The organism is Lonsdalea iberica (assembly GCF_002111585.1).
GTDB classification, from domain to species: Bacteria; Pseudomonadota; Gammaproteobacteria; order Enterobacterales; family Enterobacteriaceae; genus Lonsdalea; species Lonsdalea iberica.
Genome location: NZ_LUTP01000010.1, coordinates 58975 through 73282, shown reverse-complemented (window position 1 = coordinate 73282; position 14308 = coordinate 58975). Strand labels below are relative to the sequence as shown.

Here is a 14308-nt window from a genome sequence, read left to right as displayed (position 1 = left end):
GCCATGACGACACCGCTGTTGCACCTGCGCCATGTCTTTCGCCGTTTCGCCAACGGAGAGAAGACCGTCGACGTTCTAAAAGACATCAATCTGACGATCCAATCGGGTGAGATGGTCGCCATCGTCGGGGCATCAGGCTCGGGAAAATCCACCCTGATGAACATCCTCGGCTGTCTGGACAAACCCAGTGAGGGTGACTACCTGGTGGCCGGAACCTCCACGCTGACGCTGGATAACGACAGTCTGGCCGCGCTGAGGCGGGAACACTTCGGCTTTATTTTTCAGCGTTATCATCTGCTGAGTGACCTGACGGTACAAGACAACGTGGAGATCCCGGCCATCTATGCCGGTAAAGCACGCCATGAGCGCCAGCAACGCTCACTCGCGCTGCTGACCCGACTGGGGTTGGAAGAACGTCTGAACTACTCGCCTAACCAGCTTTCCGGTGGACAGCAGCAGCGCGTCAGCATTGCCCGCGCCTTAATGAACGGCGGCAACGTCATTCTGGCCGATGAACCCACCGGCGCGCTTGATAGCACCAGTGGAAATGAAGTGCTGGCGATCCTGAAAGAGCTGCACCGGCAGGGGCAGACCATCATCATCGTTACACACGATATGCAGGTGGCACGGCAGGCGGAGCGCATCATTGAGATCCGTGACGGTGAAATCATCGGCGATCACCATCATGACGCCGCTCCAGGCGATGCCTTTCCTTCCACTCTCCCGCCTGTGACCGTGGCTCAAGGCCCCGTTTTGTCCGCCAGCCCCACGATGTCCCAATGGTGTGACCGCTTTACCAACGCGTTTAAAATGGCGCTGCGTGCAATGAACGCCCAGAGAATGCGTACTTTTCTGACCATGCTGGGCATTATCATCGGCATCGCGTCAGTGGTGTCTGTCGTGGCGCTGGGGAAAGGCACTCAGCAGCAGGTTCTGGATAGCATCAACGCGATGGGGACCAGCACGCTAGAAATTTTTCCCGGCAAAGACTTTGGCGATATGCGGTCAGGCGCGATCCAAACGCTCAGGGCCAGCGACATCAAACCGCTTTCGGAACAGCCTTACGTCCACAGCATCACTCCCCTGCTCTCCACCAGCGTAACGCTGCGCTATCGCAATGTGTCGGTCTCCTCCAGCGTGAACGGCGTCGGCGAACAGTTTTTTACCGTGCGCGGCTATACCCTCTCGGAAGGGGTAGCCTTTCCCTCTCGCAGTATCGACACCCTGGCGCAAGAAGTCGTTATCGATCAGAACACGCGCGATAAGCTGTTCCCTCATGGGGAAAATCCTCTGGGGCAGGTCATTCTGCTCGGCACGCTGCCGTGCCGGATAATTGGCGTAGCGACCCGCCAACAGAGTGGCTTCGGAAGTGATGAAAACCTGAATGTCTGGGTCCCTTACACGACCGCGATGTGGCGACTGGTCGGACAGTCCTATCTGCGCAGCATCACGGTTCGCGTCAAAGACAATATCGATCTGGGCGTGGCAGAGCAGGGCATCACGGAAGTACTGACGCGCCAGCACGGCAACAAGGACTTCTTCGTGATGAACACCGACAGCATCCGGCAAACCATCCAGCAAACCAGCGCCACCCTGACGCTGCTGGTGTCGTTGATTGCGGTGATTTCACTGATCGTCGGCGGGATTGGCGTGATGAATATCATGTTGGTTTCAGTCACGGAGCGGACGCGTGAAATCGGCGTACGGATGGCGGTGGGGGGGCGTACCAGCGATATTATGCAGCAATTCCTGATTGAAGCGGTGCTGGTTTGCCTGTGCGGCGGGCTGCTGGGCGTCGCAACCTCGATGCTGGGCGGCTGGATATTCGGCCTGCTGGTCACCAGCTTCTCTCTCGTGTATTCGCCCGCCTCTATCGTCGCTGCGTTCGTCTGCTCCAGCCTAATCGGCGTGATTTTCGGCTTCTTCCCTGCCCGGCGCGCCGCCAACATGCAGCCTATCTACGCGTTGGAAAGGGAATAGCCGAAGGAGAAACGGCGGTCAGTTGAAGATGCCGGTCGAGAGATAACGATCGCCGCGATCGCACACAATCGCGACGATATGGCTTCCCGGTTCAGCGGCGGCGATCTTCAGGCGCCCGCCACGGCACCGCCTGAACTCACGCCGCATAACAGACCTTCCTGCTGCGCCAGCAAGCGCGTAGTGGATTCGGCCTCCTCCTGAGAAACGTCCAGAACACGGTCGACCAGCAACGGCTCGTAAATCCCCGGCGTATAGCCCGGCGACCAGCGTCGGATCCCCGGGATCTGACTGCCGGCCTGTGGTTGCAGTCCGACGGTGCAGACAGCCTCACGCTGACTTTTCAGATATCGGCTAACGCCGGTGATCGTGCCGGTGGTGCCCATACAGGAGACAAAGTGGGTCAGGCGACCCGCCGCTTGACGCCAGATTTCAGGACCGGTGCCGACGAAATGGGCGTGCGCGTTGTCCGGGTTGTTGAACTGGTCAAGCACATAACCTTCGCCCGCTTGCGCCATACGGCGCGCCATGTCTCGCGCGCCTTCCATTCCTTCATCCGGGCTCACCAGCAGCAGTTCCGCGCCGTATGCACGCATGGCGGCCTGACGTTCCAGACTCATGTTTTCCGGCATCAGCAGCCGCAGGCGGTATCCCTTCAACGCCGCGACCATCGCCAATGCGATGCCGGTGTTGCCGCTGGTCGCTTCGATCAACGTGTCGCCGGGGGCGATAGTCCCCCGCCGCTCCGCCTGACAGATCATGCTATAAGCGGCGCGGTCCTTAATCGACCCCGCCGGGTTCTGTCCTTCCAGCTTGACCCATATCTCGCTATCCGTGTGGCGAGCCAATCGCTGTAATTTCACCAACGGCGTATTGCCGATGCAGTGTTCAAGCGCGTCTGTCTTCACGTCCTCTGCCTACCTTTCTCTATCGGGGTCGTCTCGTTTCGGCAATTACAACGCCTGTAACCACGTCAGCGATGGAGCGAAATAGTAGCTCCCGCTCACAGCGCGGGTAAAGCGCAACATCTCGTCCCGCTTTCCGTCCCGGTCGCCGAACATACTTAGCAACTGCTGTTCGATATTGTGCAAGCGAGCGCAATAGGCCATGAAATAGAGTCCTTTTTTACCGCTGGCCGACCCGTAAGGCAGGCTCTGGCGCAAAATTTTCAGACCGTTGCCGTCTTCTTTGAGATCGACACGACTAAGGTGAGAAGTCGCCGGACGCCGATCGGACGGCAGCTCTTCGTTCTCCTGCTTGGTGCGACCGATCATCTGTTCCTGTTTTTCCGTACTCATACGCTCTAGCTGACGCAGGTTATGCTCCCAACGCTGTACAAAAACGTAGCTGCCGCCCGCGCCCGGCTGTCCGTCGGGGATAATGGCGACACGATGGCGATCTTCGCCCTGTGGATTTTCGGTACCGTCGACAAAGCCGCTCAGGTCCCTATCTTCCACCCAGCGGAAGCCATGTGTTTCTTCCTCGACGTGAATGGCGCTGTCGAAGGCGACCATCGCCGCCTGCGCCAGGCTGAAGTTCACGTCGTGACGTAGCGACTGAATATGGATCAACATATCTCGCTGCGTCGCCGGCGCCAGCCCTTTCCCTAGCGGTGTAAACGGCTTCAGTTCGGCGGCGCTGCCGTCACAATCCAGCTCGCGCCATACATCGTGACCAAAGGCGAGCGTCGCGCCCAAACCAGCCTCAGGGAACTGCTGTTGTAACTCATTCAGAGACTGACAAAATTTCTTGCATCCCTGCCGGATGGCATCAAATTCTCCCTGAACACTGGCTTCCATATAAATGGCAAAACGGCGATGCTCCAGCAAAATACCGCTTTGAATTGGTGTCATCACTCTCATTCCTCTTTTTATTCAGTGTGTTGTGGCATCTACCTTGATCCGAAAATACCCAGCGCGCTTATGATACCGGATGCAATACTCATTTTGCTTTGCTTCAACGCAAAATGTCTCCCAGGCCGCAACGCGGCTGAGATAGAAAGAGGGGAAGGTCGTGCGGGGAATTACCGGCAAATACAGTGAAAGATGAGAAAAAGCACGGGCGGCTGCGCCCATGCCAGATGAGGGAATCAGCTGCGCGGCTGAGCGTGCCAGATGATTTTGCTGACTTTCCAACGTTGCAGAATATCATCAGGCGGCATGAGTCCGTCCGGACCGCTCCAGCTACCGGTGAACAGATAGCTCACATGCTTGCTTTGCGGCGCGACACATTCCACGTCGCGGGCGCTGTCGCCCTGTCCCAGTCGGCAAGCCTCAAACGCCTTGCTGTAAAGCGAGCTGAATTCGTCACCGATTTTAACGCCCCAGACGCTGGCGGCCGACGTGTCCATGACATCCACCTGACTGACGTGACGCTTAGGCTCACCGTTGATCGTCACTTTCACCTGGTCGTCCTTCAGCGCTTCATAGAACGCCACCAACTTACCATTATGCGTTGCCATTCCGCCGCGCAGCCGGTAATTTCCGTCCAAGGCGCGATCAAGCTCGGCTTCAGACATCGACGTTCCCGCGGTGATGCCGCCGACGCCCGTGTCTGAGACCGTTAAAGAAGACCCGAACCAGTTCATTGGCGACAGGCTGGACATGGAAAAATGGGACAGCGTGCCGCAGCCGGTCAGCAGCAGCGGAAGAGCCAAATATAGCGGTCGAACAGTTATCACAACCAACTCCTTAAAAAAACGGCACCTGCCTGCATGCAGATGGCTATTGGAGTCCTCTGTGAGCAGAAAGTGCCGTAAAAATCGTTGCGGGGGTATACGACAGTCAGGTCGTATTCGTGGGGGATAGCATGCATGTCGCGCCAGCACATCACCCCGCGGTTAATACTCCTGATCTTCTATCAGGCGCTTGCCCAGCGTGATGCAGTCTGCGGTTTGATAATCCAGCTTCTCGTACATGCCAATCACCGCATCGTTATCTTCGCGCACCATCAGGTTGATTTTTGGACAGCCGCGCGCAATCAGCTTCTTTTCCAGCCGACTGACCAGCGCATTGGCGATACCGCGCCCGCGAAAGTCGGGATGAACGCCCAGATAGTAGGCCGACCCCCGGTGACCGTCATAACCGCCCATCACTGAGCCGACAATCTCTCCGCTGACTTCCGCCACCAGAAACAGATCGGGGTCATGGTTCATCTTACGTTCGATATCCATTTCCGGATCGTTCCACGGGCGCAGGAGATCACAACGATCCCAAAGAGTGATCACTTCTTCAAAGTCATCTTGCCTGAATATGCGGATGTCCATCGGTAACGACCCATTAGCGGTAAGTAAATGAGGGAAGTTCTGATTATCGCGTGATTCCCGTCAGACGCAACCGTAAATTGCCGTCACCGCCTCATCACCACGACAGCATTTATCGACGCGAAAATCTCGTTATACTGACGGCTTTGCCACTGATGCCAAAAGGATCACGATGAGTTCTCCCGATATCGACGCGATTAAACGTTTTCTGCTCTCGTTGCAGGACACCCTCTGCCAACAGCTGGAACAGATGGACGGTGCCGAAACCTTCAGGGAGGACGCCTGGGAATACGCAACCGGCGGCGGCGGACGAAGCCGGGTCCTGCGTCAGGGGCAGGTCTTTGAGCAGGCCGGGGTCAATTTTTCCCACGTGTCAGGCGCGTCGCTGCCGCCTTCCGCCAGCGTACACCGCCCAGAACTGGCAGGGCGCAGCTTTCAGGCCATGGGCGTCTCGCTAGTTATTCATCCGCTCAATCCGTACGTGCCCACCAGCCATGCCAATATACGCTTCTTTATTGCCGAAAAAGAGGGCGAGATGCCGGTGTGGTGGTTCGGCGGCGGCTTCGACCTGACGCCATTTTACGGCTTTGAAGAAGATGCGGTTCATTGGCATCAAACGGCGCACGACCTCTGTCAGCCCTTCGGCGAAGACATCTACCCGCGCTACAAAGCCTGGTGCGACGAGTACTTCTTCCTGAAGCATCGCAACGAAGCCCGAGGCATTGGCGGCCTGTTCTTCGACGACCTGAATACGCCGGATTTCGCCACCAGCTTCGCATTTATGCAGGCCGTCGGCAGAGGGTTTGCAGAGGCCTACTTGCCGATCGTCCAACGCCGTAAAGATCTGCCCTGGGGCGAGCGGGAGCGCGAATTCCAGCTTTATCGTCGCGGGCGCTACGTGGAGTTCAACCTGGTGTGGGACCGCGGCACGCTGTTCGGCCTGCAGAGCGGCGGGCGGACAGAATCCATTCTGATGTCGATGCCGCCGTTGGTGCGCTGGGAATATCAATACGCCCCGGCATCGGACAGCCCGGAAGCCGCGCTGTATCGGGACTTTCTGCCGCCGCGCGACTGGTTGGCCCCCAAAGAAAACGAGGAAGAACGCTGATGGCCGTTATCTGGGTCGATGCCGACGCGTGTCCGGTTGTGATCAAGGAAGTCCTGTATCGTGCGGCAGAACGCACGGCGACCACCGTCACCTTCGTCGCCAATCAGCCGCTGAAAGTGCCGACATCCCCCCACCTGCGCACGCTGCGCGTCGCCGCCGGCTTCGACGTTGCGGATAACGAAATCGTCCGTCGCGTCACGCCCGGCGATTTAGTGATCACCAGCGATATCCCGCTGGCCTCCGAGGTGCTGGAAAAACAGGGTGAGGCGCTGAACCCTCGCGGGGAGCGTTACACGCCGGACACCATCCGCGAGCGACTCACGCTACGCGACTTCATGGATACCCTGCGTTCCAGCGGCATTCAGACCGGTGGCCCCAACGCGTTGAGCCAGCGCGACCGCCAGCAGTTCGCCAATCAGCTGGACCAGTGGCTGCAACGTCAATCCCGCTAACCGCCTTTTCCCCCGATCGCGTCTCTGCGATCGGGTCGATCAATTGCCCTATTGTCTTCCTCCATCACAGTAATCAGAAAAACCGCATGTCATTCTGTCCGGTACTGATGCAGGGTATGTCATTACTACCCGAGTTTTCGTCGATCCGTTTCTTATCCCAGGAGTCATGCATGAACCAACTCGATGCCCTTAAACAGTTCACCGTCGTGGTGGCTGACAGCGGCGATATCGACTCAATCCGGCATTTCGCGCCGCAGGATGCCACCACCAATCCTTCCCTGATCCTGAAAGCCGCCAGCCTGCCCTCCTATCAGTCGCTGTTTACCGACGCGCTGGACTATGCCCGCCAGCAGGGCGGATCGCGCGAAACACAGCTGATAAACGCCAGCGACCAGTTGGCCGTCAACATTGGCGCCGAGGTGCTGAAAAGCATTCCAGGGCGGATCTCCACCGAGGTAGACGCGCGCCTGTCATTCGACCGGGGTATGTGCGTCACCAAGGCCCGCAAGCTGATTGGACTGTATGAACAGAAAGAGATTCCCCGTTCACGTATTCTGATCAAGCTGGCGGCGACCTGGGAAGGGATTCAGGCAGCCGAAGCGCTGGAAAAGGAAGGAATTAACTGCAACCTGACGCTGCTGTTCTCGTTTGCCCAGGCGCGGGCCTGTGCGGAAGCGGGAGTGTATCTGATCTCGCCGTTCGTCGGCCGCATCTACGACTGGTATCAGGCTCGTGAACCTAACGCGGACTATTCGGCAGAACAAGATCCGGGCGTACAGTCCGTCAAACGCATCTACGATTACTATAAGCAGCACCGCTACGAGACCGTCATCATGGGTGCCAGCTTCCGCAAAGTTGAACAGGTGCTTGCGCTGGCGGGCTGCGACCGGCTGACCATTTCTCCGCATTTGCTGGAGCAACTGAAGAACAGCGGTGCGCCGGTGGAGCGCAAACTCAGCCCGGCGACGGAAGGGCTTTATCAGGCTTCGCCGCTCTCCGAAGCCGAATTCCGCTGGCTGCACAATCAGGACGCCATGGCGGTAGAGAAACTGGCGGAAGGGATACGTCTGTTCGCCGCCGATCAGCAGAAGCTAGAAGACCTACTGGCCGCACAGCTATAACAGTAACAGAGAGGTCGCGGGGCGAATTTTACCGCCCCGCCCTGACAGCCAATCCACTACGACTTACTGAACCACCCCTGTATCTGGGCGTACTGTAGGAGCATGATGGTCTTGGCATCTTTGATGCGCCCGTCTTTCACCATCGCGACCGCTTCGGTAAAAGGCAGTTCAACCACTTCGATATCCTCATCGTCGATCCCGCCTCCGCTGTTTTCACGCAAGGAGTCGTCGTACTGTGCGGCGAAGAAGTGGATGATTTCGGTCACGCCGCCCGGCGACATATAGGCTTCAAACAATTTTTCGACGTCTCTGACGACATAGCCGGTCTCTTCTATGGCCTCGTTCCGTACACAAGTTTCAGGAGAGTGCTCGTCCAGCATCCCCGCACAGGCTTCCAGCAGCATGCCGCTCTCATTGCCGTTCAGGTATGTCGGCAACCGAAACTGACGCGTCAGGACCACGTTGCCGCTTTCCCGGTTATACAACAGAATCGTCGCACCATTCCCCCGGTCATACACCTCGCGAACCTGCCGAACGGTCCCGCCATTTTTCCTTCTCAGGTCATAAACATACTTATTCAGCACAAACCATTGGTCGGACAGCAGTTTCTTTTTAACGATGGTAATCGATGACGTCATGTCAGGCCCTCGGTCTCAAATCGTGTCAATCAACATCAGGTTATTCTGATGAGCAGGCTCGCCGGGCCATGTCGACCAGACGGCGCCGAGTCACTCATCATGCACCGAACCGTTATTGACCACAAATTGCCTGAATGCGGAAATGCCCCAGCCAGATTCTCGGCTCTTGTGCCAAATCATCAGCGTATCGATTTCACCAATCGCAGGGTCGATAGTGTGCCCACGGACAGCAAAGCTCTGCGCGTAGAATCTGACTACGCTGTCGGGGAGGAGCGAAATCCCCATTCCTGACGCCACGCAGCCGAGAATAGCCTGAAAAGATCCAAACTCCTGCAGCCCTGCGCCAGCGAGACTTTGCTGGCTAATCCACTGTTCGAAGCGGGCGCGGTAGTGGCTGCCTTGTGCAAACTTCAACGGTTTGTTGACCTGCAAATCGTCAGCGGTCACGACGTCAGCGTGATCCTTCGCCGTGACCAGGACTAATCTCTCCCGCCAGACGGGAATGCGGCCCAAGAGCTCGTACGGTAAGGAGTCATGAGCAGCGACAAAGGCGAGATCTAATTCACCATTCAGCACTTTTTTAACCAGCTGGAACGTTGAATAGGTTTCCAGACTCAGCTCGACCAGCGGCATCTGGAGGCTGAATGAGGACAACAGGGAAGGTAAGCGGATCGCCGCCGTGGTTTCCAATGACCCGAGGCGTAGCGGCCCGGAAGGCGTGCGGGCCTGCAAATTTCGCTGCGCCTCGTCCAGCAACGCCAAAATCTGTTTGGCGTACCCCAGCAAGTATTCGCCCTCCGGCGTGATGTGGAGACGATTTTTCTCACGCCTGAACAGACAGACATTGAGGCTGGCTTCTAATCGCTTGAGCCGGGTAGTCACATTTGACGAAACGCAGTGCAAACGCTTTGACGCTTCTGTGACAGAGCCTGTCTCAGCGACGGCTTTGAAGAAACGCAGTGAATCGCTGTTCATATCGCACGTTCCCTTTAAATGAATATTTAGCTAATAAATATTCACTTTTATTTATCTTAATAACCGTCAGGATAGCTCTAACACCATTCCTGCTATCTGCGGAAGAGAAAAATGAATCAAGTGCGATATTCCCAGCAAATGTCGTCATCTATTAGCACTGCACTGTTCGGCATGGCGATTTTGGCGCTGGGAATGGGACTCGGCCGTTTTCTCTTCACCCCCATGTTGCCCGTCATGCTCAGCGAGAAACTGTTTACGTTCGACCAGCTCTCGTATCTTGCCAGCGCCAACTATGCGGGGTATCTGTTTGGTAGCCTGCTGTTTGCTTTCAGCCGCCTGATTCCCCCCGCTTACACCAGCGCGACGCTGTTTGCCGCCGCTATCGTCACCGCGGTACTGACATTGGCTATGGCCCTGTCTCATGATTTTACCCCGACGCTGTTGATTCGTTTCACCGCCGGTATCGCCAGCGCAGGAATGATGATTTTCGGCTCTTTAAGCATCATGCGCCTCACGCATGACTTTGGCGCTATCGCTGCGCTATATGCGGGCGTTGGCGTGGGAATCATCATGGGGAATGAGTATGTCGTCGCCGGGCAGCGCTATGCGCTGGACGCAGAGACGCTGTGGTGGGGCGCGGGCCTGCTGTCCGCTCTGCTGTTGCTGGGGATGTGGCTGCTGACGCCACGGCGTGCGGCGGCATCTGCCGGCGTCGCTCCCACGCCGGTCAAACAGGAAACCATTCTCTGGTGGCAGTTGGCGCTGCTGTATGGACTCGCCGGCTTCGGCTACATCATCATCGCCACCTATCTGCCTTTGATGGCCACAACACTGGCATTTCCGCTGCTAGCCAGCCACCTGTGGTCGCTGGTCGGTCTCGGCATCATTCCCGGCTGCTTCATTTGGCTTTGGGCCGCGGGTCGGTGGGGAACGCTGCAATGCCTGACGGTCAATCTTTTCCTGCAGGGAGCGTGCGTCCTGCTGACCTTGGTTAGTAACTCACCCGTACTATTAATCCTCAGCAGCATCGGGTTCGGCGCCACGTTCATGGGCTCCACCTCACTGGTGATGCCGTTAGCCAAACGCATTCGCGTTCCACGACATATCAATCTGCTCGGACTGGTTACCCTGACTTACGGGATAGGGCAAATTGCCGGCCCCTTGCTGACCAGCGCGCTGAAATCCGGTCCCCACGCAGTCGTCTTCGCCACTGTCTGCGGTGCCATCGCGTTATTTATTGCCTCTGGAATGAGTTATTTCACAACAGGAAATCGTCAATGTTCGATCAATCAAAGGAGATGAGTTATGGCTCGAACAACTATTGCAATATTGGGCGTAGGTCCAAGAGGATTAAGTATTCTTGAACGTCTGATTACGCTTTATCACCTCTCACCACCCCCAGAAGGAATGGAAATCCTGCTCGTTGATCCCAATGAAATTGGCACGGGAGCTCACCATCCTCAACAACCCGACCACCTGCTGGTCAACACCGTCGCCAGTCAAATTACGCTCTTTGGCGATGAGTCGGTCAGAAATACCGGCCCCATCCGCCGTGGGCTCAACTTGTGTGAGTGGGCTAGAGCACAGGGCTACCGAAACAAAAATGGCACTGAAATTCAGGAAAACGACTACCTTCCCCGTCGTCTGCTGGGCAAATATCTTGCCTGGGGATACCACGAAATCACCCGCGAGCTGCCTCAGGATTTCGTGATCCACTATCGTCCGCACCGTGCCACCAACATGACCCTTCGAAATAACGGGAAAACCACGGTTGATCTGGAGGGCGGGACGAGCATTACAGCCGATTTTGTTTTCCTCACCACCGGGCATGGGCGCAATAGGCTGTCCATTGACGATCACGTGCTGCTGCAATTTGTGGCCGCCAAGGCATACGAAATCCCCGTCTTCAGTATTTCAGCACACCTTATCCCACCACGATGCTGGACGAGATATCGCCACAGTCGCGCGTGCTGATTCAAGGTATGGGGCTTACCGCTTACGATGTGCTATCGCAACTGACCTATGGCCGAGGAGGCATTTTCACAGAAGAGGGAGACCGACTGCGCTACACCCCCAGCGGACGTGAACCGGCTATCGCCCTGTTCTCCCGTCAGGCACTGCCGTTTAGCAGCCGCGGTCGTAATCAGAAGGGCGTCGGCGGGCAACACCATCCCGCATTCATTACTCTCGCCGTCATCGACAAACTTCGTCAGCAGACGCTCTCCGACACGGGATCGTCGAAGCTGGATTTAGAAAAACAGATCCTGCCTCTGCTGATGAAGGAGATGTGCTACGTCTATCGCAGCACTCTAGATAAGCAGTGGCCGGATGCGGCGACGTATCAAGAAGATCCTGCGGATCGTCAATGTATCCTCGCGCTGTTTTATCCACATCAGGGCAGGTCATTCGCTTCCCTGCAGGCTTACACTGAATTCTTGATGGCGCACCTGATTGACGATCTCCACGCCGCGGATCAAGGCAATATTGAGGGCCCAATCAAAGCGGCCACCGATGTGATTCGAGACGTGCGCGATATTCTGCGAAGTGCGATCGATTTCGGCGGGTTAACCGGCGAATCTCATCAGCGTCTCTCGGACCACTACGCGCCAATTTTTAACCGCATCGCGGTGGGACCGCCATTAGAGCGGAACCGTGAACTGCTGGCGCTGATGGAAGCGGGGGTGGTCAAGCTTGCGGGGGGCCCGCGTCTACACTGATGCTCAACGCCCAATCAGGCTGTTACGAGATTAACAGCTCGTTTACCGAGACAAACAGCCGGACGGAATTCGATGTGCTGATCAAAGCCAGGATCGACAGTTTCTCTGTACTGCACGATGATTCGCCGTTTATCCACAACCTCATCACACAGGGAATTATCCGCCCCTTCATCAACCAAGGCTATCATCCCGGCGGGATAGATATCGATCGCAATCAGCATCCGATCTCTAGCGAAGGAGAAGCGCAGAAATCACTGTGGGCGCTGGGTGTTCTCGCTGAAGGGCCGAACTTCTATACCTATGTGCTGCCACGTCCGCAGGTTAACTCGCGCGCGCTGCAGGATGCCGGAAGATGCGTTATCGACATGTATCAGCAGCTGGAACAGCTTCACTCCATGGATGATTCAAATGTGTTCTCGTAGTCCTGTTACCTGAATAATTTTCGAGTCTACACCGGAGGAAACTATGCCATACGTCAATATCAAAATTACACGGGAAGGCGTGACCGCTGACCAGAAAAAGCAATTGATTGAAGGCGCGACAAAATTGCTGGTGGACGTTTTGAACAAAAATCCCAGCACCACCGTCGTGGTGATTGAGGAGGTTGATACGGATAACTGGGGAATCGGCGGCGTCCCGGTGACCGAATTAAGAAAAGGGAAATAAACCGCGTAAAGACGCGGCGCAATAAGCGCCGCGCTTTGTGCTAGAGACCGAACAGGCTGCCAATCAGCAGATAGAGGTTCAATGTCACCACCACGGCGACGATGACCCAGCCAATCAATTTCACCCACCGGCCGTTGACTAAATCGCCCATGAGTTTGCGGTCGTTGGTGAATAACAGCAGAGGAACCAGCGCCAGCGCAATGCCAAAGCTCAGCAGTACCTGACTCATGACCAGCACCCGCGTGGGGTCCATACCGCACAGGATGACGATAAACGATGGCAGCATGGTCACCGCTCTACGCAGCCACAGCGGTATTCTAAAGCGGACGAATCCCTGCATAACGACCTGCCCCGCCAGAGTACCCACCACCGTCGACGACAGCCCCGCAATGACCAGACTGAGACCGAATATCGTGGCGGCTGCCTGTCCCAACAGGGGTTTAAGGGTTAAATACGCCTGATCCAGATCCGCCACGTGGGTGTTGCCGCTAAAGTGGAACGCCGCTGCGGCTGTCGCCATCATGGCGAGATTGACGAATCCAGCGATAGTCATGGCTACGGCCACATCGAACTTCGTCGAAGCATAGCGATCGCTGCGAGTATTGTCTCCCTTACGCTGCGTCAGCGACGAATGCAGATAAATGACGTGCGGCATGATAGTCGCCCCCAGTACGCCTGCCGCCAACAGCACGGCGTCTGAGGTCGGCAGACTTGGAATCGCCATGCCACGCGCAATCGACGCCAGCTCAGGACGAGAAAATATCAGCTCAACGATATAGGCCGCCGCGACGAACAGCAGCAGACCGCCTATCACCATCTCAAGCGGCTTTTGCCCGCGCTGTTGCAGCATCAGTATCAGGAACGTAGCGATACCGGTCAGCACCGCGCCTTCCAGCAGAGAGACGCCCAGCAACAGTTTGAAGCCGATAGCGGCGCCGATAAACTCCGCCAGGTCGGTCGCCATAGCGATAATTTCCGCCTGTACCCAATAGGCCCAAACGGCAGGACGCGGAAAGCGATCGCGAATATGCTCTGCAAGATTTTTACCGGTCGCAATTCCCAACTTGGCCGAAAGTAGCTGAATCAGCATGGCCATGAGATTAGCCCATACGACCACCCACAACAGCTGATAGCCGTAAGATGCCCCGGCCTGAATATTGGTCGCGAAGTTACCAGGATCGATATAGCCGATTGCCGCGATAAACGCAGGCCCCATCAGGGAAAGTTTGATCTTCCTAGATGTACGGCTGACAGATGTGATAACGCGGCTCTCCTGCATAAAATTGACCCTTCTAAACATACTGAAATTATACTCTCACAGATATGAGAATGATTATCAAGTGCATTTAGAGCGATAGAAATGATTGTTCTGATAGGCAGAGATGATGAGGT

15 protein-coding genes and 1 pseudogene are annotated in these 14308 nt (G+C 56.4%); 9 read left to right on the top strand and 7 right to left on the bottom strand.

All coding sequences use genetic code 11. The annotated features are described in order from the left end of the window. Window positions 1-3: 3 nt before the first annotated feature. Window positions 4-1980 carry a MacB family efflux pump subunit gene (locus AU511_RS05755; RefSeq protein WP_094109074.1) on the top strand — a complete coding sequence of 659 codons (1977 nt, stop codon included), beginning with the start codon at window positions 4-6 and terminating at the stop codon, window positions 1978-1980. Window positions 1981-1998: 18 nt separating this feature from the next. Here AU511_RS05755 and cysM read toward each other — a convergent pair. From cysM to AU511_RS05735, 4 genes and pseudogenes are all read right to left on the bottom strand, one after another. After that, window positions 1999-2885 (bottom strand): annotated as a pseudogene (gene cysM / locus AU511_RS05750) (cysteine synthase CysM). 45 nt (window positions 2886-2930) lie between these two features. Then, window positions 2931-3830, bottom strand: coding sequence for a Dyp-type peroxidase (locus tag AU511_RS05745; protein ID WP_094109073.1), 900 nt, complete (start codon window positions 3828-3830; stop codon window positions 2931-2933). A gap of 236 nt (window positions 3831-4066) precedes the next feature. Continuing rightward, complete coding sequence (locus AU511_RS05740) at window positions 4067-4657, bottom strand: RpoE-regulated lipoprotein (RefSeq protein WP_100059643.1); 591 nt, start codon at window positions 4655-4657, stop codon at window positions 4067-4069. Between the two features lie 159 nt (window positions 4658-4816). Then, window positions 4817-5242, bottom strand: a complete 426-nt coding sequence (locus AU511_RS05735; RefSeq protein WP_026738648.1) for a GNAT family acetyltransferase — start codon at window positions 5240-5242, stop codon at window positions 4817-4819. Window positions 5243-5411: 169 nt separating this feature from the next. Here AU511_RS05735 and hemF point away from each other — a divergent pair, with 169 nt between their 5' ends. The 3 genes from hemF (at window position 5412) to tal (ending at window position 7920) form a co-directional block, all read left to right on the top strand. Further along, entirely contained in the window at window positions 5412-6347 is a 936-nt protein-coding gene (gene hemF / locus AU511_RS05730; protein ID WP_094109072.1) for an oxygen-dependent coproporphyrinogen oxidase, read from the top strand. After that, entirely contained in the window at window positions 6347-6799 is a 453-nt protein-coding gene (locus tag AU511_RS05725; RefSeq protein ID WP_094100248.1) for a YaiI/YqxD family protein, read from the top strand. Before hemF ends, AU511_RS05725 begins: the two co-directional genes overlap by 1 nt. Before the next feature lie 170 nt (window positions 6800-6969). After that, complete coding sequence (tal, locus tag AU511_RS05720; RefSeq protein WP_094109071.1) at window positions 6970-7920, top strand: transaldolase; 951 nt, start codon at window positions 6970-6972, stop codon at window positions 7918-7920. A 56-nt stretch (window positions 7921-7976) separates the two neighbouring features. Here the strand turns inward: tal and nudK are convergent, their stop codons facing one another. Both nudK and AU511_RS05710 read right to left on the bottom strand, forming a co-directional pair. Then, a complete protein-coding gene (gene nudK, locus AU511_RS05715; protein WP_094109070.1) occupies window positions 7977-8558 on the bottom strand; it encodes a GDP-mannose pyrophosphatase NudK in 582 nt (193 codons plus the stop codon). A gap of 90 nt (window positions 8559-8648) precedes the next feature. Then, window positions 8649-9533: a LysR family transcriptional regulator gene (locus tag AU511_RS05710; RefSeq protein ID WP_094109069.1), complete on the bottom strand. Its 885-nt coding sequence runs from the start codon at window positions 9531-9533 to the stop codon at window positions 8649-8651. Between the two features lie 111 nt (window positions 9534-9644). On the opposite strand from AU511_RS05710, the gene AU511_RS05705 reads away from it, so the two are divergent. From AU511_RS05705 to AU511_RS05695, 5 genes are all read left to right on the top strand, one after another. Beyond that, on the top strand, window positions 9645-10835 hold the full coding sequence (locus tag AU511_RS05705; protein ID WP_094109068.1) for an MFS transporter: 1191 nt from the start codon (window positions 9645-9647) through the stop codon (window positions 10833-10835). Window positions 10836-10838: 3 nt separating this feature from the next. After that, on the top strand, window positions 10839-11507 hold the full coding sequence (locus tag AU511_RS17665) for an FAD/NAD(P)-binding protein (protein ID WP_240503773.1): 669 nt from the start codon (window positions 10839-10841) through the stop codon (window positions 11505-11507). Window positions 11508-11515: 8 nt separating this feature from the next. After that, window positions 11516-12250 (top strand): hypothetical protein, encoded by a 735-nt coding sequence (locus AU511_RS17660; RefSeq protein WP_240503772.1) that lies wholly within the window; start codon window positions 11516-11518, stop codon window positions 12248-12250. Between the two features lie 74 nt (window positions 12251-12324). Then, window positions 12325-12672, top strand: coding sequence for a hypothetical protein (locus tag AU511_RS17655; protein WP_240503771.1), 348 nt, complete (start codon window positions 12325-12327; stop codon window positions 12670-12672). A gap of 43 nt (window positions 12673-12715) precedes the next feature. Continuing rightward, window positions 12716-12916: a 2-hydroxymuconate tautomerase family protein gene (locus AU511_RS05695; protein WP_094109067.1), complete on the top strand. Its 201-nt coding sequence runs from the start codon at window positions 12716-12718 to the stop codon at window positions 12914-12916. Between the two features lie 40 nt (window positions 12917-12956). On the opposite strand, the gene AU511_RS05690 is transcribed toward AU511_RS05695, so the two are convergent. Beyond that, on the bottom strand, window positions 12957-14195 hold the full coding sequence (locus AU511_RS05690) for an Nramp family divalent metal transporter (RefSeq protein ID WP_094109066.1): 1239 nt from the start codon (window positions 14193-14195) through the stop codon (window positions 12957-12959). Between the last annotated feature and the right edge of the window lie 113 nt (window positions 14196-14308).

Excerpts from the sequence above, each read along its gene's own strand:
- AU511_RS05690 (WP_094109066.1), bottom strand. The coding sequence starts at position 14,195 with ATGCAGGAGAGCCGCGTTATCACATCTGTCAGCCGTACATCTAGGAAG.
- AU511_RS05695 (WP_094109067.1), top strand. The coding sequence starts at position 12,716 with ATGCCATACGTCAATATCAAAATTACACGGGAAGGCGTGACCGCTGAC.
- tal (WP_094109071.1), top strand. The coding sequence starts at position 6,970 with ATGAACCAACTCGATGCCCTTAAACAGTTCACCGTCGTGGTGGCTGAC.
- AU511_RS05735 (WP_026738648.1), bottom strand. The coding sequence starts at position 5,242 with ATGGACATCCGCATATTCAGGCAAGATGACTTTGAAGAAGTGATCACT.
- AU511_RS17665 (WP_240503773.1), top strand. The coding sequence starts at position 10,839 with ATGGCTCGAACAACTATTGCAATATTGGGCGTAGGTCCAAGAGGATTA.
- AU511_RS05705 (WP_094109068.1), top strand. The coding sequence starts at position 9,645 with ATGAATCAAGTGCGATATTCCCAGCAAATGTCGTCATCTATTAGCACT.
- hemF (WP_094109072.1), top strand. The coding sequence starts at position 5,412 with ATGAGTTCTCCCGATATCGACGCGATTAAACGTTTTCTGCTCTCGTTG.
- AU511_RS05755 (WP_094109074.1), top strand. The coding sequence starts at position 4 with ATGACGACACCGCTGTTGCACCTGCGCCATGTCTTTCGCCGTTTCGCC.
- nudK (WP_094109070.1), bottom strand. The coding sequence starts at position 8,558 with ATGACGTCATCGATTACCATCGTTAAAAAGAAACTGCTGTCCGACCAA.
- AU511_RS17660 (WP_240503772.1), top strand. The coding sequence starts at position 11,516 with ATGGGGCTTACCGCTTACGATGTGCTATCGCAACTGACCTATGGCCGA.
- AU511_RS05710 (WP_094109069.1), bottom strand. The coding sequence starts at position 9,533 with ATGAACAGCGATTCACTGCGTTTCTTCAAAGCCGTCGCTGAGACAGGC.
- AU511_RS05745 (WP_094109073.1), bottom strand. The coding sequence starts at position 3,830 with ATGACACCAATTCAAAGCGGTATTTTGCTGGAGCATCGCCGTTTTGCC.
- AU511_RS05725 (WP_094100248.1), top strand. The coding sequence starts at position 6,347 with ATGGCCGTTATCTGGGTCGATGCCGACGCGTGTCCGGTTGTGATCAAG.